This is a genomic window from Caballeronia terrestris, from assembly GCF_001544515.1.
Lineage (GTDB): Bacteria > Pseudomonadota > Gammaproteobacteria > Burkholderiales > Burkholderiaceae > Caballeronia > Caballeronia terrestris.
The window spans coordinates 101,909-120,803 of record NZ_FCOL02000001.1 but is presented as its reverse complement, the minus strand read 5'-3'; the positions used below and the strand labels follow the sequence as shown (position 1 = coordinate 120,803).

General features: G+C 64.7%; 20 protein-coding genes. 9 read left to right on the top strand and 11 right to left on the bottom strand.

Features of this window, described 5'->3' with window-relative positions; genetic code table 11:
• Positions 1–6: 6 nt before the first annotated feature.
• On the bottom strand, positions 7–1,530 hold the full coding sequence (locus tag AWB67_RS00560) for an FAD-dependent oxidoreductase (protein WP_087654284.1): 1,524 nt from the start codon (positions 1,528–1,530) through the stop codon (positions 7–9).
• A gap of 129 nt (positions 1,531–1,659) precedes the next feature.
• Here AWB67_RS00560 and AWB67_RS00555 point away from each other — a divergent pair, with 129 nt between their 5' ends.
• The gene (locus tag AWB67_RS00555; RefSeq protein ID WP_087654283.1) at positions 1,660–1,965 is read left to right on the top strand and encodes a hypothetical protein; all 306 of its coding nucleotides are present in this window, start codon (positions 1,660–1,662) and stop codon (positions 1,963–1,965) included.
• 37 nt (positions 1,966–2,002) lie between these two features.
• Here the strand turns inward: AWB67_RS00555 and pqqA are convergent, their stop codons facing one another.
• Entirely contained in the window at positions 2,003–2,077 is a 75-nt protein-coding gene (gene pqqA / locus AWB67_RS39385; RefSeq protein ID WP_008353049.1) for a pyrroloquinoline quinone precursor peptide PqqA, read from the bottom strand.
• 278 nt (positions 2,078–2,355) lie between these two features.
• On the opposite strand from pqqA, the gene AWB67_RS00545 reads away from it, so the two are divergent.
• Positions 2,356–2,592 carry a hypothetical protein gene (locus tag AWB67_RS00545; RefSeq protein WP_087654281.1) on the top strand — a complete coding sequence of 79 codons (237 nt, stop codon included), beginning with the start codon at positions 2,356–2,358 and terminating at the stop codon, positions 2,590–2,592.
• Here the strand turns inward: AWB67_RS00545 and AWB67_RS00540 are convergent.
• Entirely contained in the window at positions 2,561–5,464 is a 2,904-nt protein-coding gene (locus AWB67_RS00540) for a bifunctional diguanylate cyclase/phosphodiesterase (protein WP_087654280.1), read from the bottom strand. The two genes, AWB67_RS00545 and AWB67_RS00540, sit on opposite strands and share 32 nt — an antisense overlap.
• A 374-nt stretch (positions 5,465–5,838) precedes the next feature.
• Positions 5,839–6,855 carry a GlxA family transcriptional regulator gene (locus AWB67_RS00535; protein WP_327365052.1) on the bottom strand — a complete coding sequence of 339 codons (1,017 nt, stop codon included), beginning with the start codon at positions 6,853–6,855 and terminating at the stop codon, positions 5,839–5,841.
• A 63-nt stretch (positions 6,856–6,918) separates the two neighbouring features.
• On the opposite strand from AWB67_RS00535, the gene AWB67_RS00530 reads away from it, so the two are divergent.
• Complete coding sequence (locus tag AWB67_RS00530; RefSeq protein ID WP_087654278.1) at positions 6,919–7,608, top strand: DJ-1/PfpI family protein; 690 nt, start codon at positions 6,919–6,921, stop codon at positions 7,606–7,608.
• Between the two features lie 211 nt (positions 7,609–7,819).
• On the opposite strand, the gene AWB67_RS00525 is transcribed toward AWB67_RS00530, so the two are convergent.
• Together AWB67_RS00525 and AWB67_RS00520 are read right to left on the bottom strand one after the other, a co-directional pair.
• The gene (locus AWB67_RS00525; protein ID WP_087654277.1) at positions 7,820–8,251 is read right to left on the bottom strand and encodes a GNAT family N-acetyltransferase; all 432 of its coding nucleotides are present in this window, start codon (positions 8,249–8,251) and stop codon (positions 7,820–7,822) included.
• Between the two features lie 15 nt (positions 8,252–8,266).
• Positions 8,267–9,007 carry an ABC transporter substrate-binding protein gene (locus tag AWB67_RS00520; RefSeq protein ID WP_087654276.1) on the bottom strand — a complete coding sequence of 247 codons (741 nt, stop codon included), beginning with the start codon at positions 9,005–9,007 and terminating at the stop codon, positions 8,267–8,269.
• 94 nt (positions 9,008–9,101) lie between these two features.
• On the opposite strand from AWB67_RS00520, the gene AWB67_RS00515 reads away from it, so the two are divergent.
• The 4 genes from AWB67_RS00515 (at position 9,102) to AWB67_RS00500 (ending at position 12,518) form a co-directional block, all read left to right on the top strand.
• Entirely contained in the window at positions 9,102–9,602 is a 501-nt protein-coding gene (locus tag AWB67_RS00515) for a cupin domain-containing protein (RefSeq protein ID WP_087654275.1), read from the top strand.
• Between the two features lie 43 nt (positions 9,603–9,645).
• Positions 9,646–10,428, top strand: coding sequence for an IclR family transcriptional regulator (locus tag AWB67_RS00510; protein WP_087654274.1), 783 nt, complete (start codon positions 9,646–9,648; stop codon positions 10,426–10,428).
• Positions 10,429–10,613: 185 nt separating this feature from the next.
• On the top strand, positions 10,614–12,296 hold the full coding sequence (locus tag AWB67_RS00505; protein ID WP_087654273.1) for an FAD-dependent oxidoreductase: 1,683 nt from the start codon (positions 10,614–10,616) through the stop codon (positions 12,294–12,296).
• Positions 12,297–12,302: 6 nt separating this feature from the next.
• Positions 12,303–12,518, top strand: a complete 216-nt coding sequence (locus AWB67_RS00500; RefSeq protein ID WP_087654272.1) for a DUF2783 domain-containing protein — start codon at positions 12,303–12,305, stop codon at positions 12,516–12,518.
• Positions 12,519–12,616: 98 nt separating this feature from the next.
• On the opposite strand, the gene mobB is transcribed toward AWB67_RS00500, so the two are convergent.
• A complete protein-coding gene (mobB, locus tag AWB67_RS00495; RefSeq protein ID WP_087654271.1) occupies positions 12,617–13,126 on the bottom strand; it encodes a molybdopterin-guanine dinucleotide biosynthesis protein B in 510 nt (169 codons plus the stop codon).
• A gap of 244 nt (positions 13,127–13,370) precedes the next feature.
• On the opposite strand from mobB, the gene AWB67_RS00490 reads away from it, so the two are divergent.
• The gene (locus AWB67_RS00490; protein WP_087654270.1) at positions 13,371–15,893 is read left to right on the top strand and encodes an adenosylcobalamin-dependent ribonucleoside-diphosphate reductase; all 2,523 of its coding nucleotides are present in this window, start codon (positions 13,371–13,373) and stop codon (positions 15,891–15,893) included.
• A gap of 4 nt (positions 15,894–15,897) precedes the next feature.
• Here AWB67_RS00490 and AWB67_RS40700 read toward each other — a convergent pair whose 3' ends face one another.
• The 4 genes from AWB67_RS40700 to AWB67_RS00480 all read right to left on the bottom strand — a co-directional run bounded on the left by AWB67_RS40700 (position 15,898) and on the right by AWB67_RS00480 (position 17,833).
• Positions 15,898–16,047, bottom strand: coding sequence for a hypothetical protein (locus AWB67_RS40700; RefSeq protein ID WP_159964758.1), 150 nt, complete (start codon positions 16,045–16,047; stop codon positions 15,898–15,900).
• Entirely contained in the window at positions 16,035–16,172 is a 138-nt protein-coding gene (locus AWB67_RS40695) for a hypothetical protein (protein WP_159907523.1), read from the bottom strand. Before AWB67_RS40695 ends, AWB67_RS40700 begins: the two co-directional genes overlap by 13 nt.
• A gap of 21 nt (positions 16,173–16,193) precedes the next feature.
• Positions 16,194–16,541 (bottom strand): DUF4148 domain-containing protein, encoded by a 348-nt coding sequence (locus AWB67_RS00485; RefSeq protein WP_087654269.1) that lies wholly within the window; start codon positions 16,539–16,541, stop codon positions 16,194–16,196.
• A 281-nt stretch (positions 16,542–16,822) separates the two neighbouring features.
• Positions 16,823–17,833, bottom strand: a complete 1,011-nt coding sequence (locus AWB67_RS00480; protein ID WP_087654268.1) for a LysR family transcriptional regulator — start codon at positions 17,831–17,833, stop codon at positions 16,823–16,825.
• A gap of 206 nt (positions 17,834–18,039) precedes the next feature.
• On the opposite strand from AWB67_RS00480, the gene AWB67_RS00475 reads away from it, so the two are divergent.
• Positions 18,040–18,894: an alpha/beta hydrolase gene (locus tag AWB67_RS00475; RefSeq protein WP_087654267.1), complete on the top strand. Its 855-nt coding sequence runs from the start codon at positions 18,040–18,042 to the stop codon at positions 18,892–18,894.
• The last annotated feature ends 1 nt before the right edge of the window (position 18,895 follow it).

The window sequence follows — 18,895 nt, the reverse complement described above, 5'->3', positions numbered from 1 at the left end:
CTGACGTCACGCGCTCGCGACTTCGCGCGCCGCTTCGATCGTCAACGGTTCGCGCATCGCTTCAGCAAGCCGGGCGGTCGCATCCTCGCGCTCGCACGCGACGACAGCACCGACCTTGCCGTCCTTCATCAGGTACGCGATGAACTGCTGCGTGTCGAGGTCGCCGTCGATGACGACGTGGTCGGGTTTGCTCGTGTGTCCGAGGTAGTCGAAGCGCTTTTCGAAGTGATAGGTCCAGAAATAGGGCACGCCGTCGTACTCGCGGCTCGCGCCCGCCATGTTGAAAGCGGCGACGCGCGCATGTTGCTGCGCGACGCGCCAGTGTTCGATACGCAGCTTGCTATCCGAGCGCGGCAGCGGGAAACGCGCGATATCGCCTGCTGCGTAAAGACCGGGCGCGGCGCACATTCCCGCATCGACGTCGATGCTGCCATCGTCGGCGAGCGTAATGCCGCCGACAAACGACGTCGCCGGCTTGACCCCCGTGCCGACGATCACCACATCGGCAGGAATGCGCTCGCCGTTGTCGAGTTCGACTTCGTTCGCTTCGATCGCCTTGATGTTGCGCAGCATGCGAAACGACACGCCGTTCTTCTCATGAAGCCGCATGAACATCTCGCCGATGCGTTCTCCGAACTGCTTCGCAAACGGCACTTTGTCGGGCGAAATAACGGTGGTGTCGATCTTGCGCTTGCGCAGGCACGAAGCCACTTCGAGTCCGATGAAACTCGCCCCGACGATCACCGCGCGCTTCGCTGTATCGAGTGTGGCGACAATCGCGGCGGCGTCGTCGCGATTGCGCAGTACGTGTACATGCGAGAGCTTCGCACCGGGAACGTCCATCGGTTTCGGCAGACCGCCCGTGCAGACGAGCGCCGCGTCATAGTCGATCACCGTGCCGTTCGCGAGTTCGACTTGGCGCGTCGATGCATCGAGCCGCACCGCTTCCGATTCGATGCGCTCGATGCGCTGATCGGTGAAGAAGGAGGGATCGAGAAGCGGGGGAACGTCGTCAGCGGGCATGTCGCCCGCGACGACGAATTTGCTCAGCGCGGCGCGGTCGTAAGGCATCGGCGCGTCCTTGCCCGCGAGCACGATGCGACCGTCGAAGCCCGCTTCGCGCAGCGCCGCGCAAGCGGCCGCGCCCGCTGCTCCGGCGCCTGCGATGAACATTGTGGATTCATCGGCGCGACGGCTTCGCGCTTGCGATTCGACCGGTTCAGGCGACACGTACACGTCGCCGCCATCGACCGAAGCGTCGTAACGCGTCAGGCCTTTAAGCGCGGGCGGCTCGACGAGCGAACCATCGCTGATTTCGAACGTGCCCTTGTGCCACGGACAGATGATGCGTCCATTGCAGAGGCCGCCCTTTTCTAGCGGTGCGCCGGCATGCGGGCAATCCGCCGTGTAGGCATGAACGGTGTTGCCTACGCGCACCAGGAGGATCGGCGTCTCGCCGACTTTCACGCGTGTGCCGCGCGTCTCGGGCAAGTCCGTGAGACGGGCGACCTTCTGCATCGACGAGTGCATTGCATTCTCCTGTTAGTCGCAATACACCTCGCAAAAAGCGGACCGCGTTAATCGCCTCCTAAGCGCTATCCGAGGCACGGGTATGTCGGTTGCTCCATCGCAGTGACACTCACGACGACGGAGCACGCGATGACCACCAGCGAACAAGTAGAGAGCACCGACAAGCCGCTTGGCGATGCAGGCAGCGGTGCGAGCGGCGGGGGATCGATCGGCAATCTGCCGGGCCCGGGCGCGCCGACGGGCGGCGATCCGAAGCAGGGCGTGCGCGCGCCGAACGCGGGGGAAGTCGAGCCGGAATCGCGGCGACTGGATCAACATCCAGAACAGACGGCGGAAGTGCCCTATGGATCGGGCGACAGACCGGACCCGGCGGGCGCGGGTGGCCTCGATGCGCAGAACGCGGATTTGAAAGATCCGAACGCCCCCAAGCCTTGAAAAGAAAAGCGGCCTCTGATCGAGGCCGCATCTGCTTTTAGCGCGTGGCGATGTACATCGTGATTTCAAAGCCAAAGCGCATGTCGGTAAAACTAGGGGTTTCCCACTTCATATAGCCTCCTTTTGCTTTTGGCCGGCCAAGCCGAATGCATGACCGTTGCGCGGTTTCGTTCGATGAAAGCTGCAAGCGCCTTACAGGCCGCATTTCGTTTCTTCCCGACGCATCCTCATCCTAACTCTTCTTCGCAAAACGCATCACTGGGTAAATCGTAACGACGGTTTACAGGGCATCGCGCTAAGGGTTTTCACCATGAGGCTTTTCCCGATGCCGTGAAGCAGGCGCGCGTAATGCTCAGGCACCCTGAATCAATGCATATAAAAAGGAACACCATGACCCTCAACGCAGAACGCATTTCCGATACCGAAGTAAAAGTCGATCAGGCGATTTACGCGTTCGAATCGAAAGATAAAGCGGACGCCTTCCAGCACTGCCTCGGCCCCGATTCCGTCGATGCCTGCACGCGCAGTCACCCGCCGCTTTCGACGCGCATCGCGCAGACCGACGCCGGCACCGCCGAAGGCGAGCCGGGCAGCATCATCTCGCCGTCGCTGGGCGGGATGCCCTGAGCACCGCCGACAGCGCCGAGCCGCCGCCGCGCGCGAGGCGCTGTGCGAGCGGCGAGCGCATCAGGGCGTCGAGCGGCATCGGCTTGGCGAAGAAGTAGCCCTGCGCCTGCTCCGCGCCCATGTCGCGCAGGACGGTGAGCGTCTCGGCATCCTCGACACCTTCCGCGACCAGCGTCAAATCGAGCGATTCCGCCATCCGCACGATCGCCCGCACGATCGCGCGGCTGCGTGAACTCGCGGTCAGTTCCAGGATGAACGACTTGTCGATTTTCAGGCCGCTGAAGCGGTACTGATGCACGTAACTCAGCGACGAAAAGCCCGCGCCGAAATCGTCGAGGACGACGGACATGCCGTTGTCCGCGAGACGCTGCATCGTGCGGCGCGCGAGATCCGGCTCCGCGACGAGCGCGCCTTCGGTCAGCTCCAGGCACACGCGCGAGGGCGCCACGCCGTGCCTATGCAGCAGCGCGAGCACGTCGTCGGCGAACTCGGGGCGCGTCATGCTGTAGCTCGAACAGTTCACGTGCACCGGCGGCCAGTTCGCGTGCCGCGCGTCCGAAAGGATCACGGCGACGCGCGTGAGCATGTACAAATCCAGCCGCCCGATGATCCGCAGCCCCTCGACGGCCGGCAAAAACTCGCCCGGCCCGACGATGCGCCCGTCCGGCTTGCGCCAGCGGATCAGCGCTTCGAGCGCGACGACGTCGCCCGTCGTCACGTCGACGATCGGCTGGAAGAACGGCAGGAGTTCGTCGTCGCGCTTGAGCGCGTTGCGCAGCGCGCCTTCGCGCTCCACCTGGTCCGACACCTCTCGCCGCAACTCGTGATTGAACACGACGTAACTGTCGCGGCCCGCATTCTTCACGCGATACATCGCAGTATCGGCGTCGCGCAGCAGGTCGGCGGGTTCGGCGTGGAACTGGCTGTCCGCGTTCACGATCCCGATGCTGCACGACGAAAACACGACGTGATCGTCGATGTGAAACGGCAGGTCGAACGCGGCGAGAATCCGCTCGGCGATAGCGACGGCATCGTTCTGCGGCGCATTCGGCGAAAGCACCGCGAATTCGTCGCCGCCGAGCCGCGCGAGCAGGTCGCTCGTGCGCAGGCATGCGCGCAGCCGCTCGGCCGCCTGCACGAGCAGCAGGTCGCCGTAATGGTGGCCCAGGCTGTCGTTCACGACCTTGAAGCGGTCCAGGTCGATGAACATCACCGTCACCTGCCGCCCATGCTCGCGATACGCCCGCCATTCGGCCTGCAAGCGCTGCAGCAAGTGGCTGCGGTTCGGCAGGCCGGTCAGCGCGTCGTGCGAATTTTCGTGGACGAGCCGCGCGTTGGCGTTGTCGAGTTCGCGCGTGCGGATCTGCACGCGCGCTTCGAGCTCGGCGTTCGCCGCATGCAGCGCCTCGGCGGCGCGGCGGCGCGAGAGCGCGGTATCGATATGGCGCGAGACGAAAGTGAGCAATTCCTGGTCGCGTAGCGAATAGCGCACGAGCGGCGCGTAGCTTTGCACGGCGAGCACGCCGCGCACGTCGTCGCCGTCGAAGAGCGGGATGCCGAGCCACGAACGCAGCCGCACGTTCTCGTTGCCCGTATCGATCGTGCGCTCGGCGATCAGGCGCCGCGCGTCGGGGGCATCGATCAGGCACGGGCGGCGCTGGCGGATCACGTATTCGGTCAGGCCGCGCTGCCCACGGCGCGGCAGCGGCGGCTCGTGGACGATCTCATCGACGTAATAGGGGAACGAGACTTCCTGCGTATCGGTATCGAAGAGCGCGATGTAAAAATTGCGCGCATAAAGCAGCTCGCCGACGATGTCGTGCAGGCTGCGGAAGAATTCGACCATATCCCCCGGACGGCTCGACAGTTCCGCGATCTGAAAGAGCGCCGCCTGCAAATGTTCGGCGCGCTCGCGCTCGGCGATGCCTTCGCGCAACGCCGCGTTCACGCGTGAAAGTTCCGAAGTGCGCCGCGCGACCTGCTCTTCGAGGTCGGCGCGGTGCAGGATCCGGTCGAGCGCCATCGCGACGTGCCGCGCGACCACGAGAAAGAGCGCGCGGTCCTCGGCGCTGTATACGCGCGAGACGTCGTAAACCTGCATCGCGAGCATGCCGAACACTTCGTCCGATGCGTTTTTCAGCGGCGCGCCCATCCAGAACTCGGGGCGGTCGCCGATGCAGTAGTAACTGCCTTCGCGTTCGGCGGCGCGGATCATCGCGGCATCGACGAGGAGCGGCTGGCCGGTCGTCAGCACGCGCGCGGTCAGCGAAAGGCGATCGGGATTCAGAAGGTCGTAGTTCTCGGCGGCGACGACTTCCGTATCGATCACGTCGACGTAGTACGGATACGTGATCTTGCCGCTCTTGCGGTCGTAGAGCGCGAGGTAGAAGTTCTCGGCGTCGATCAGCGTGCCGAGCCGCTCGTGAATGCGCTGCAGGAACGCGGCGCGATCGGGCACCGAACTCGCGAGATACGCGATCTCGTACAGCACGCGCTGCGTGTTTTGCGCGTGGGCGAGGGCGTCGGTCTGTACGCGCTCGCCGAGGCGCCTCGCGAGGTCGCGCAAGGATTCGTCGGCGGCGAATTCGGCGGGCGCGACGAGCCAGCCGAGCACGTTTTCGCCACGGCCGGTCGGCCAGCGATGCCAGCCGCGCGCCGCGCAAAGCGCCGCGAAACGATCTTCGGCGATGCCCTGCGGCCAGTCGAGCGGCGCATCGCCCCGGCCCGCGAGGTGCAACTGCTCGCCCGCGCGATACCACGCCCAGGCGCACGGCCGGCCGCAGCCGGGCGCCGGGCGCAACAGGGCATCGATCGACGGCGCGGCGGTGGCGGCGCTCGGCGCATCGTTCGAGTCGGGCGAGACGTCAATCATGGGAAAACACTCATCGGCAGTGCAGGGCGAGCAAGCCAACCCCTTTTGTATAATTCGAGCGGTGAACCGTTCCGTGGATCGGTCTATTCGTGCTAACGGCACGCGCGGTCGGAGGCTTGAGATGTTTCTCGAAGCCTTCGCGCAGGGTGCACGTTGCGTATGAAGAATAAAGCCGCGCTCGTGTAAAAGCAAAACGGCCAATAAGTGAGGAGTCCGGCGGCGGCGCTGGCATTGGCATTCGCGCCCGCGTCGGTCGGGCCAGATGGCAGAAATGATGTCGTCGGCGCACGCGTGGACCGTGCCATCCGATCGATCGGGGTCCCGGCAGTGCGCGCGTGGACAGTGCGCGAAAGCCGACGGGGTACGTCATGGCGTCATTGCCGCGACGTGAACCGCTCCCGGTAAGCCTGCGGCGTCACGCCGAGCGCGCGCAGGAAGCCGCGCCGCATCGTTTCCTCCGAGCCGAAGCCGCAGCGCGCGGCTATTCGCTTCACCGGCAGCGCCGTATCGCCGAGCAGGCGCCGCGCTGCTTCGAGCCGCAATTGCTCGATCGATCGCGCGGGCGTGAGGCCGGTCTGCGCGTGATAGTGGCGCACGAAACTGCGCTCGCTCATGCCGGCGCGCGTCGCGAGCGCGCCCACCGACAAATCCGCCGACAAATTCTCCGCGATCCATGCGTGCAGTTCGCCGAATCGATCGCCCGCTTTTTGCAGCGAGAGCGCCGCGCTGAACTGCGCCTGCCCGCCAGGGCGCTTGAGAAACACGACCAGATGCCGCGCGACATCGAGCGCGAGCGCGCGGCCGAGATCGTCTTCGATCAGCGCGAGCGCCAGGTCGATGCCCGCCGTGACGCCCGCCGAGGTCCAGACATCGCCGTCGCGGATGAAGATCGGATCGGGCTCGACGCGCACTGCCGGGTAGCGTTCGGAGAGCTCGGCGCAGCGCGTCCAGTGCGTAACGGCGCGGCGCTCGTCGAGGAGGCCCGCCGCCGCGAGCAGGAACGCTCCCGTGCAGACCGACGCCACGCGCCGCGCCAGCGACGCCTGCTGGCGTACCCACGCGACCAACACTGGATCGCGCGACGCCTCGTACACGCCCCAGCCGCCCGCGACGACGAGCGTATCGGACGGTTCGCCCTCGCCCGGCAGCGGATGCACGACGAGGCCGAGTCCGGCGGAGGTCGTCACGGTCCCGCCATCACCCGCCGCGATGACGCGCGGCAAGTACGGCGGCGCGTCGCCGCGTGCGCAGGCCAGTTCATTGGCGGAGGCGAACGCCTGCAGGGGCCCGGCGACGTCGAGCAACTGGACGTTGGCGAAGGCGAGCACATCGATATGTCGCGTGTTTTGCAGATTCATGGCGGTTGGCGTGAAACGTGGGCTATGTGTCATTCACGCCATAGCGTAGCGGCGTACGATTTCTCCGTCCACCTCTCACTCGAAAAGGAAACTGCCATGACGCTCCATATCGGCCTGCTGTTGTTCCCGCGCGTCCAGCAACTCGACCTGACCGGCCCGCACGATGTCTTTGCGCAAATCTCCGGCGCGACTGTCCATCTGGTCTGGAAGACGCGTGCGGCGCTGGAATCGTCGAGCGGGATGGTGCTCACGCCCGACACCACGTTCGACGACTGCCCGCCGCTCGATGTGATCTGCATCCCGGGCGGCTCGGGCGTCGGCGCTCTGATGGAGGACGACGAGACGCTCGACTTCATCCGGACGCAGGCGCGCGGCGCGCGCTTCGTGACGTCGGTGTGCACGGGCGCGCTCGTACTCGGCGCGGCGGGCCTCCTGCGCGGCCGGCGTGCGACGACGCACTGGGCGTTCCACTCGCTGCTGGCCGATCTGGGGGCGATTCCGGTGCGCGAGCGCGTCGTGCGCGACGGCAATCTGCTGACGGGCGGCGGGATTACGGCGGGTATCGATTTCGCGCTGACGCTGGCTGAGGAGCTCGTCGGCGCGGAGGAGGCGCAGGCGATTCAATTGGAACTTGAATACGCGCCCGCACCGCCGTTCGACGCAGGTTCGCCGGACAGCGCGCCGCGTGCAGTCGTAGAAACGGTAAGGGAGCGCTCGGCGGCGAATCTCGCGGCGCGGGGGAAGATCGTCGAGCGGGTGGCGGCGCGGCTCGGATTGGGGCGGTGAGGGGAGCGCGTGCGGTTCTTGGGCGGCCGCGTTGGGCGCGTTGAGGTAACAAGCGCGCCACTGGGCTGAATGTGCCACCGTGCCAGAAGCGCCAGAAGCGCCAGAAGCGCCAGAAGCGCCAGAAGCGCCAGAAGCGCCAGAAGCGCCAGAAGCGCCAGACGCGCCAGACGCGCAGCCGCGTCAGCCAAGCGAACCGCGCCGCCCCGTCGCGCTACGCGCTCACCACCTCGAACCGCTTCTGCATGAAAAACCGCGTGCTGCCCGCGAAAAAATCCGGCAATTCGCCGAACACGACGAATCCGCATCGCTCGTAGAGGCGTTTGGCGTCCGGATTCAGCGTATCGAGCCACGCGGCGCGGCAGCCGCGTTTCACCGCTTCCCGCTCGGCCGCTTCAACCGCGCGCGCAGCAAGCCCCTGACCGCGCGCGTCGTCGCGGATCCAGAGCCATTTGACGAAGAGCCAGTCCCACGCCGTGAAACCGGCCAGGCCGCCGACGAGGTCATCATCCGCAAAGATCGACACCGCAAGATCCAACTGCCGCGAAGGTCCAAGCACCTCAGCATTGAACGCCGCGAGGCCGCCGCCGATATCTGCGGCAAAGTCCTCGTCAATCCAGTCGGCGACTTCGATCGTGACGTTCATCGCGCGGGGCAGAACTCAGAGATCGCTTGCAGGCGCCACCGACGCGCCTTTCACACCGTGCCGGGCAAGCGACGCCGCGACGAACCCGTCGCGTTTCATCTCCTCGACGAACGCCTTTAAATGCGCCGCCGCCGCTTCGCCGCGGCTTTTCGGCGTGCCCATCGCCTGCTGGATGACCATGAAGCGCTCGCCCAGCAGCCGCAGCCCGGGCTTGCCGGCGCTATCGGCTTCGAGTTGCTGCTTCACGCCCGCCGCGACTTCGATGCCGTCGGCGAGAAACGTCTCGACCACCGCCTGCGACGACGCCGCCCGCACGATCTGCGCGCGCTTCAGCTCGCGCGTGAGAAAGAGGTCGTACGCGCTGCCCTTGCCGACGACGACGCGGTTCGTCTCCTGATCGACGTCCTCGTTGTTCTGAACAGGCGAATCGTCGCGCACGAGATAGAAGCCCTCGATCAGCACGTAAGGCGCCGTGAACGCGATCCCCGCGCCGCGCGCCGGATCGATCGCGAAAAAGCCGATGTCGGCGGCTTCGGTCGTGACGGCATCGACCGATTTCGACGCCGTATCGAACACGACGAACTCCGCTTCCACGCCGAGGCGCCCCGCGAACTCCCGCGCGAGATCGACGGAAATGCCGCCCACTTCTCCGGTCGCGGCGTTTCGGTTGGAGAGCAGCGGATTGCCGAGATTGATCGAAGCGCGCAGCTTGCCCGTGGGCGCGAAGGCGTTCAGCAAGGAGGGATCGAGGGTCATGAGGAAGTCGCGGTCGGTGGAGGATGGACATTATTTAACAGAAATGCGCCCCGCGTGACCGCGATGCAGAATAGCGGCTTCCTTGTCCCTTTTTATGCCAATGCCTTACATCGACAAAGACGAACTGATTCGCCGCTTCGGCTTGCAGCCGCATCCGGAGGGCGGGTATTTCCGCGAGACGTACCGCTCGACGGCGCGCGTGACGCGTGACGGCGCAGAAGAAACGCGCTCGGCATCGACGGCAATCTACTTCCTGCTCTGCGACGGCGCGCATTCCGCGTGGCACCGCATCCAGTCCGACGAAGTCTGGCATTTCTACGCGGGCGAGCCGATCGACGTCCACGTCATCGATGCGCACGGCGCGCTCGTCACGCTTAGGCTCGGCAATGCGCTGACGCATCCGGACGCCGTGTTCCAGGCGGTGGTCACGGCAGGCGACTGGTTCGCGGCCGAGTGCGCGGCGCCTGCTGGCGTAGCGCTCGTCGGCTGCACGGTCGCGCCCGGCTTCGAATTCGGCGAATTCGAGATGGCCGATGCCGATGCGCTCGCGACGGCGCATCCGCAGCATCGCGCGCTGATCGAACGGCTGGCTTAGCGTTATCATCCCGCCCATTCTCAAAACGAAAAAAAGGCCACGGATGACCGGAGCGCGGCGCGGTATTCAGTCGATCGAAGTGGGCGGCGCGCTGCTGCGCGCGCTTGTGGACCACGGCGGCCCGCTGCTGCTCGGCGATCTCGCGAAGAAGGCGGGAATGTCGTCGGCGAAGGCGCATCCGTATCTCGTGAGCTACGGCAACCTCGGGCTGATCCAGCAGGACGGCGCCACCGGCCGCTACGAACTCGGCCCGTTCGCGCTGCAAATGGGGTTGATCAGCCTGCAACGCGTCGATCCCGTTCGGCTCGCAATTCCCGAAATCAGCGAAATCTCGGGGCAGATTCAGCACACCGTCGCGCTCGCGACCGCCGGCACCTACGGCCCGACCATCGTCCACATCAACGAGGCGACCGTGCCGATCCACGTCACGATGCGCACCGGCACCGTGATGTCGCTGCTGCAAACCGCCACCGGACGCGCGTTCGCGGCGTATCTGCCGCCGCTGACCGTCGATGCGCTCGTCGCCGTCGAGGAAGCGGGCGGCATGCAGATCGGCGCCGCGCGGCGCAAGTTCACCCGAGCGCAGATCGACGCGCTGCTCGCCGAAGTGCGCGAGCACGGCATCGCGCGGACCATCGACGAACCGGTCGCCGGCATCAGCGCGATGAGCGCGCCGGTCTTCGATCACACCCGCACCATCGTGCTCGCGATCACGGCGATCGGCCCGAGCGGTTCCTTCGACGGCGCCTGGGACGGCCCGCTCGCCGCCACGTTGCGCGCGTGCGCCGCACGGGTTTCCGCGCGCCTCGGCTTCTCAGCGGCCTAATCTTTCCTTTAGATGCCTGCGTTTTCCGCGAATCCGCTTCGCGGCGCTTTCGCACGTCGGTCGTCCACGCGCTTAGGGTAAACTCAGATTCAACAATACAGAATGCTTTGTACAATGCGTAATTAACAGGTATCGATTAACGCATTCGTTGACCGCGCCTGATCGGACATGAGGATGGAGACGCCATGCAGATCGACTTTCAAACGCTGCGGTTCGACTACGAGCGAGCCGCCGAACACGACGCCGCGACGCCGGCGCTTTACCCGGTGGTGGTCGTCGGCGCGGGGCCGGTCGGGCTCGCGACCGCGATCGACCTGGCGCAGCAGGGCGTGCGCACGGTGCTCGTCGACAACGACGACAAGCTCTCCGACGGCTCGCGCGCGATCTGTTTCGCGAAGCGCACGCTGGAAATTTTCGATCGCCTGGGCTGCGGCGAGCCGATGGTAGAGAAGGGCGTGAGCTGGAACGTCGGCAAGGTGTTTTTGCAGGACGAACTCGTCTACACATTCGACCTGCTGCCCGAAACCGGCCACGCGCGGCCCGCGTTCATCAACTTGCAGCAGTATTACGTCGAGGGCTATCTGGCCGAACGCGCGCGCCGCACGGACAACCTGCAGATGCGCTGGAAAAGCAACGTCACCGGCGTGACGCAGCACGACGATTACGTCGAATTGCAGGTCGAGACGCCCGACGGCACGTATCCGCTGCGCGCGCAATACGTCGTTGCCGCCGACGGCTCGCGCTCGCCGATGCGAAAGGCGCTCGGCCTCGACAGCCACGGCCGCACGTTCAAGGATCGTTTCCTGATCGCCGACGTCAAGATGAAGGCGCCGTTTCCCGCCGAGCGCTGGTTCTGGTTCGATCCGCCGTTTCACCGCAACCAGTCGGTGCTGCTGCACCGCCAGCCGGACGACGTGTGGCGCATCGATTTCCAGCTCGGCTGGGACGCCGATCCGGTCGCGGAAAAAGCGCCCGAGCGCGTGATTCCGCGCGTGAAGGCGCTGCTCGGCGAGGACGTCGAATTCGAGCTGGAGTGGGTGAGCGTCTACACGTTCTCGTGCCTGCGGATGGACAAGTTCCGCCACGGGCGCGTGCTGTTCGCGGGCGATTCGGCGCACGGCGTGTCGCCGTTCGGCGCGCGCGGCGCGAACAGCGGCGTGCAGGACGCCGACAACCTCGCGTGGAAGCTGCGCCTCGTGCTGAACGGTGAAGCGCCGCAGACCTTGCTCGACACCTACGCGTCCGAGCGCGAATTCGCAGCCGACGAAAACATCCGCAACTCGACCCGCGCGACCGATTTCATCACGCCGAAGAGCGCGGTCTCGCGCTTGTTCCGCGACGCGACGCTCAAGCTCGCGAAGGATTGCCCATTCGCGCGGCGGATGGCAAACAGCGGGCGCCTCTCGGTGCCGGCGGTGCTGCGCGATTCGCCGCTCAACACCGCCGATCGTCCGGGTGACGCCTTCTCCTGCGCGATGGTGCCGGGCGCGGTGAGCACGGATGCGCCGGTGCGTGTGGCGGGCGAGGCGGCGTGGTTTCTCGCGCAGACGGGCGGCGGCGTGTTCACTGGCGTCTATTTCTGTGCCTCCGCCGACGAAGCCGCGCGATTTGCAGAGCGCCTGAATCCAAGCACGTGTTCTTCGATCCCGATGCGCGCCCTGATCGTCGTGCCAGGCGGCGCCGCGATCGGGCCGCTGCTGGGCGTCCGAATAATCGAAGACGTGGAAAGCATCGTCGCGCAACGCTTCGATGCGCGGCCCGGGACGTTCTATCTGCTGCGTCCGGACCAGCATGTGTGCGCGCGCTGGCGCGCTTTCGATGCCGCGGCGGTCGCGGCAGCCATCAATCGCGCGACCTGCAACGGGTGAACGGCCATGAAACTGACTATCGAAACGAATATCGCGGACTACGACGGCTTCTATGAGCGTCTGATCGATGCCCACAACGGCCTCACCGACGAACAGAGCCAGATGATGAACGCCAAGCTCGTGCTGCTGCTCGCGAACCACATCGGCGATAGCGAGGTGCTCGACGAAGCGCTTTCGCTGGCGCGCAAGGGCGTCGCGGGCGAGGCCATCGCAGGGCAGTAGGCAAATTTCACCGATCCGGCGAAAGGTGTTGCGGAATTAATCAAGGGAAGAGCACCCAACAACTCCTTGATCCGGTGCAATGCCCGACAAAGGCCAGCTTACATGCCGAGCGTCTTGCAGATGAACGCGCCGATACTGTCGATGTCGTTGAGTTGCAAAACGGGCAAGGTCGTTGAGATCGATGCGGGGTCGTCGGAGGCGATCGCGAGGATTGCCGCATCGGTCTCGTAGAGCGGCTCGGTGGACAATGCCGTGCGCACGACTTCGAGGCGCGGCAGCCTCTCTCGCGAAAAGCCTTCGACGATCGTGATATCCGCCGGCGACATCCTGCTCACGAGCTCGGCCAAAGGCGGTTCTCCCTCGTCATGCAATTCGCGCATGATCGCATAGCGATACGGCGATGCAATCAGCACCTCGCCCGCACCGGCCTCGCGAAAGCGCGCGCTGTCCTTCTGCGGCGGTTCGAGCTGGATCGAATGATGGCTGTGCTTGACGACGTTTACGATCAGACCACGCGAGCGAAACCACGGCAGCAACGCTTCGATCAGCGTGGTCTTTCCCTGCCCCGAGCGGCCCGAGATGCCGAAGATCGGCGTCGATGAATTCATGCGGTTTCGAGTTTTATTGGGCAATCCGTGCTGGTGCGCGGGCCTGGATGAAACTTCAGCAGTTTAGCGGCAAAGCGCGCCGCTGCCTGCCGAACGCTCTGACCAATGCCGGGGCCGCATCCCCTTCCAAAAATCAAGTCGACGCGTGGCGTGCCCCGCTCAATCGCGCTATCGTCTGGGATCGTCTTTTCGGACCGGCGCTTCCCATTTGCTGAAGCGCCTGCGAGTTTCAAAAGGATCGGACATGGCAGAAGACAATCTCAGCACCCCCGTTGCACCGCAGCAGTTTTCCATCGACGTGATGCTTGAGAAATACGCGAAGGGCGACGAGAGCCGCATCGAGGACATCTACCGGCGCGTCGCGCGCGGCGTGTCGCTCGCCGAGCCGGAGGCGCTCAGAAAGAAGGTCGAAAACGATTTCGTCGACAACTTCAAGCGCGGTGCGCTGGGAGCCGGCCGCATCATGAGCGCGGCGGGAACGGGCATCGAGGCGACGCTCATCAACTGCTTCGTACAGCCGGTCGGCGATGCGATTCAAGGCGTCGATGAAACGAACTTGCCGGGCATTTACGTGGCGCTGTTGCAGGCGGCCGAGACGATGCGGCGCGGCGGCGGCGTCGGCTACAACTTCTCCGCGATCCGGCCAAAGGGTGCGCGCGTGCATTCGACGGGTTCGTCGGCGTCGGGACCATGCAGCTACATGGACGTGTTCGATGCGTCGTGCCGCACCGTCGAAAGCGCGGGTTCGCGGCGCGGCGCGCAGATGGGCATCCTCGATTGCACGCATCCTGACCTGCTCGAGTTCATTTCGGCGAAGCACACGAAGGGGCGCTGGAACAACTTCAACGTGTCGGTGGCGGTATCGGACGAATTCATGCAGGCCGTCGCCGACGATGCCTCGTGGGAACTCGTCCATCGCGCGGAGCCGTCGCCCGCGCTGCGTGCATCGGCCGATCTGCGCCGGCGCGACGACGGCCTGTGGGTCTATCGCGAGGTGCGGGCGCGTGAAGTGTGGGACGTGATCATGCGTTCGACTTACGACGTGGCCGAGCCGGGCGTCGTGTTCATGTCGCGCATGAACGACGACAACAACCTGCGAGCGATCGAAACGATCCGCGCGACGAATCCCTGTGGCGAGCAGCCGTTGCCTGCATACGGCTGCTGCAATCTCGGGCCGCTCAATCTCACGCGTTTCGTGCGTGATCCGTTCGCGCAACGTCACGGCGGCACGCCGGCGTTCGACTGGGACGCGCTCGCGAAAACCACGCGCATCCAGGTGCGCTTCCTCGACGACGTGCTCGACGTCACGCTCTGGCCGCTGCCTGAACAGGCGCGTGAAGCGGAGGCGAAGCGGCGCATCGGCGTGGGCTTCACCGGTCTCGGCGATACGCTCGTGATGCTCGGCATTCGCTACGACGCGCCCGAAGGCCGCGAGTTCGCGACGCGCGTCGCGCGCACGATGCGCGACGAGGCGTATCGCGCGTCGGTGGAACTGGCGCGCGAGCGCGGCGCGTTTCCGCTCTTCAACGCGAAGCAGTATCTGGAGGACGGCACGTTTGCATCGCGCTTGCCCGAGGACATCAAGGAAGACATCCGCAAGAGCGGCATCCGCAACAGCCATCTGCTATCCATCGCGCCGACGGGTACCGTGAGCCTCGCGTTCGCGGACAACGCATCGAACGGCATCGAGCCCGCGTTCTCGTGGACCTACACGCGCACGAAACGCATGGCCGATGGGGGGCGTCAGTCGTTCGCGGTGGAGGATCACGCGTACCGGCTGTATCGTGAACTCGGCGGCGATGTGAAGTCGCTGCCCGATTACTTCGTGAGCGCGCTCGGAATGTCCGCGCACGATCACCTCGAGATGATGGCGGCGGTGCAGCCATTCGTGGATACGTCGATCTCGAAGACGGTCAACGTCCCCGCAGATTATCCGTTCGACGCGTTCCAGGACCTTTATTTCGAAGCGTGGCGGCGCGGGCTAAAAGGGCTCGCGACGTATCGGCCGAACGAGACGCTCGGCGCGGTGCTTTCGGTGACGCCCGAAACCACGCCCGCCGATTCGCCCGATCCCGATCTCGAGCAGGACCCGCTGCGTATCGCGATCGACCATCGGCCGCGCGGCGAGTTGCCCGCGATCATCGAGAAGGTCGAATATTTGACGCAGGCCGGCAAGAAGTCGCTTTATGTGGCAGTGTCGTTCATCGAAGTGACAGGAAGGCTCGGCGGCGAGGACGTGACGATCGAGCGGCCGATCGAGTTTTTCATCCCGACTGGGCAGCGCGACGAATCGCAGCAGTGGATCACGGCGACGATGCGTTCGCTTTCGCTCGCGGCGCGCGGCGGGTTCGTCGCGCGGAATCTGCAGGATATGCGCAAGGTCTCGTGGGATCGCGGACAGGTGCGGCTGGGCGACGTCGAGCGGCTCGACGGTCATCGCAGTCCGCGCTGGCACGATTCGGAAGTCGCGGCGCTCGCGTATGCGATCCAGCAGATTCTCTTCCGACGCGGCTTCCTCGATGCCGAGGGCGATCAGGTTCCGTCGCGCACGTTGGCGCAAAAACGCAGTCATGCCGCGTTGGCGCAGCCGGTGCTCGAGACTGCCGGTGAAGAGGACCTCACGCAACTCGATCCATCGTCCGGCGACGGTCATTCGCTGATGCGCATGCATGGCCGCAAATGCTCGACGTGCGGCGCCAACGCGGTAATCCGCAAGGACGGCTGCGATTTCTGCACGGCGTGCGGGGAAATCGGCGCTTGCGGGTGATCGATTAGTCGGACGCGCTCGCGACCGTATTCGTCGCGGGCGTAGCCGTTTGCGACACGACCCGCTCGACCTGCGAGCGGGCTGCATCGGAAACGACTTGCGGCCCTGCAATCGTCGCGATCACGAAGACCGCGGCGACTATCACCGCACCCACGCGGCTTCTCCTGCCTGGCTATCTGTCGTGCTTTCCGCTTTGGGCACATACGGACGCCATACCGGTTGCGCGGGCGCCCAGTCATCGAGTGCCGAGAACTGCTCGAGTGGTGTGTTGTCGTTCATGATGCTTTCCCTCATATAACTTCAGTGTGCAGCAACGCCGCTTTGCGTAGCTGACCCGTTCGCATACTCGACGATCTCGCGATTGCGCTGTTCAGCCAGCGCGGCGCGGTGTGCGGACTGCTCGGCAATCGCAACACCCGTCAGGCTCTTTTCCGGATACGAATTGCGATTCAGCGCGGGCAATGTCCCATTCGAATATGCGGTGGCGATTTCCGCTTTCACTTCCGCACGCGTCTTCGTGGTTTGCACGGTGTTCGTGTCCGCTTGATACGTTCCGGCACGCCCGATGCCGCCGTCGGCGAACGCTGCGGTCGAAATGACTGCGGCGATGGCGACGAACGAGAGACCTGCGATCAGTCGGCTTTTCATGATGACGCTCCTGTCGGTGCAACTTGTTTGAGAGCAGCGTCATCGAGAACGCTGCGACAGGACGAAATGTAGTCAAGCGAGGGCCGCGGATAAATGCGCGAGAGGCGAAAAGATTAATCGATTTAGACGAACAATCGCGGCACGCCTTATGGAGCGGGCGATTCGGGGAACATCGCAAGGCAATTCGCGCCGAATAAAAGCGAATAGGCTTGGATTACGAAGGGATTTAAAACGAAGCGGGCGCCCGAAAGAGCGCCCGCTTAAACATGCGAAACGTTTAGCTATGCAACCACATCGACGGTGCCCGCGACTTCCGGCACACCGCGCTTGACCACCATCGAAGCAGGCGTGCTGGTCGGCAGGCAACGGCCTTCCGAGTCTTCCTGACCCGACAGCAGCGGGCAGCGCTCGAACAACTCCGCCGCCCAGTCGACGAACACGCGCACCTTCTGCGAAAGATGCCGGTTATGCGGATAAACCGCCGAAATCGGCATGGGCAAAGGCTTCCACTGCGGCAGCACCTCGACGAGTTCGCCCGATTGCAGATACGGAAGCGCCATGAAACGCGGCGGCTGAATCAGGCCCGCGCCTTTCACGCCGCAGCTCAGATACGCCTCGGCATCGTTCACGGCGATCGCGCCCCGCATCTTCACTTCGACCGTTTTGTCGTCGACAACGAAGTCCATGTCGATCACGCGGCCCGTGCGGCTCGAAAAATAATTCACGGCCGTGTGCTGCTCCAGATCTTCGATGGTCTGCGGCGCGCCGTTGCGTTCGATGTAGCCCGGGCTCGCGGCGGTCAGGCCCTGAAACACGCCGATGCGCCGCGCGACGAGACTCGAATCCTGCAGCGTGCCCACGCGAATCACGCAATCGACGCCTTCCTGGATCAGATCGACCGGCTTGTCGCCGAAGCCGACCATCAGCTCGATATCCGGATAGCGCGAGTGGAATTCGCACATCGCGGGCATCACGATCATGCGTCCGATCGCGCCTGGCATATCGACGCGCAGCTTGCCGCGCGGACCTTTCGCGCTGCTCGCGAACGAGCTCTCCGTTTCCTCGATGTCCGCGAGGATGCGCACGCACCGCTCGTAATACGCGGCGCCGTCGGGCGTGAGATTGAGGCGCCGTGTCGTGCGTTGCAGGAGCCGCACGTTGAGAAACGCCTCGAGATTTTGAATGATCGTCGTCACCGATGCGCGCGGCAGGTTGAGCGTGTCCGCTGCGCGCGAAAAACTATTGGTGTCGACAACTCGTGTAAAGACCTGCATTGCCTGTAGCCGATCCATTTCTCTCACCGTCAAATGCTTATTGGCGCGCGGAATAAAGGAAAATTAAGCGCGCTGCTAAGAAGTGAATAAGGATGACGAGCCGCGATTGTTCAGTGCGACCGAATTGTGTTGCCGGATTATAGGCATTTATCTAAAAACCTGCGGGCACCAGAATTCGTTCCATCGCAACTCAGGTGGGATGGCGCGAACACGCCGCAATAACCATGGCAACAACGCTGGATCAGGGGCTCGCTCCGAGGCTTTGCATCGAAGAAGTCCGCATCGCGGGACACGCGCAGCCGATCGTGCTGCGCAGCTATCGCCCCGCGCCGGACGGCACCGTCCTGCCGATTGTCCTTTATTTTCACGGCGGCGGCTTTACGCACGGCACGCTCGACGACGCCGAGATCGCCGCCGCGACCATCGCCCGCGATACGCAGGCGTGGGTCATTTCGGTCGATTATTCGCTCGCACCGGCGTTTCCGTTTCCCGCTGCGCCCGAAGACGCGTACCGCGCGGCACAGTGGGCGGTCGCAAATGCACGGGCACAGCGCGCGGATCCGCACCGAATTGGTGTGGCCGGGCACGACGCAGGCGGAAATCTCGCGACCTGCCTTGCCGCCATTGCTCGCGATCGGGGCGATATCGAGATTTCGGCGCAGGCCTTGCTTGCACCGCTGCTCGACCCCAGCATGACGCGCCTCGCCGACGAACGGAAGGTCACCGGCTCTGACATGGGCATGTGCGAATGCGCGCGTTCGTACCGCGCGTATCTGCCGAACGCATCGCAAAGGCTGCACCCGTATGCGGCGCCGCTCGAATCACGGCGCCTGGCTGGCTTGCCGCCCGCGCTCATCGCGAGCGCCGAGCACGACTTGCTGCATATCGAGGCGGAAAAATACGCGGGCGAGCTGATCGCCGCAGGCGTCCCCACAGAAGTGACGCGTCACTGCAAGGCCTCGCACAAGGGCCTCGCGACGCACCCGGGCGCGCTCGCGGATGTCGTCACCTTTTTCAGAAAACGTCTCGCGCTCGCCAAGCCGTCCGGCGCGCGCGGCAATAAAAATCTCAACGACTAAT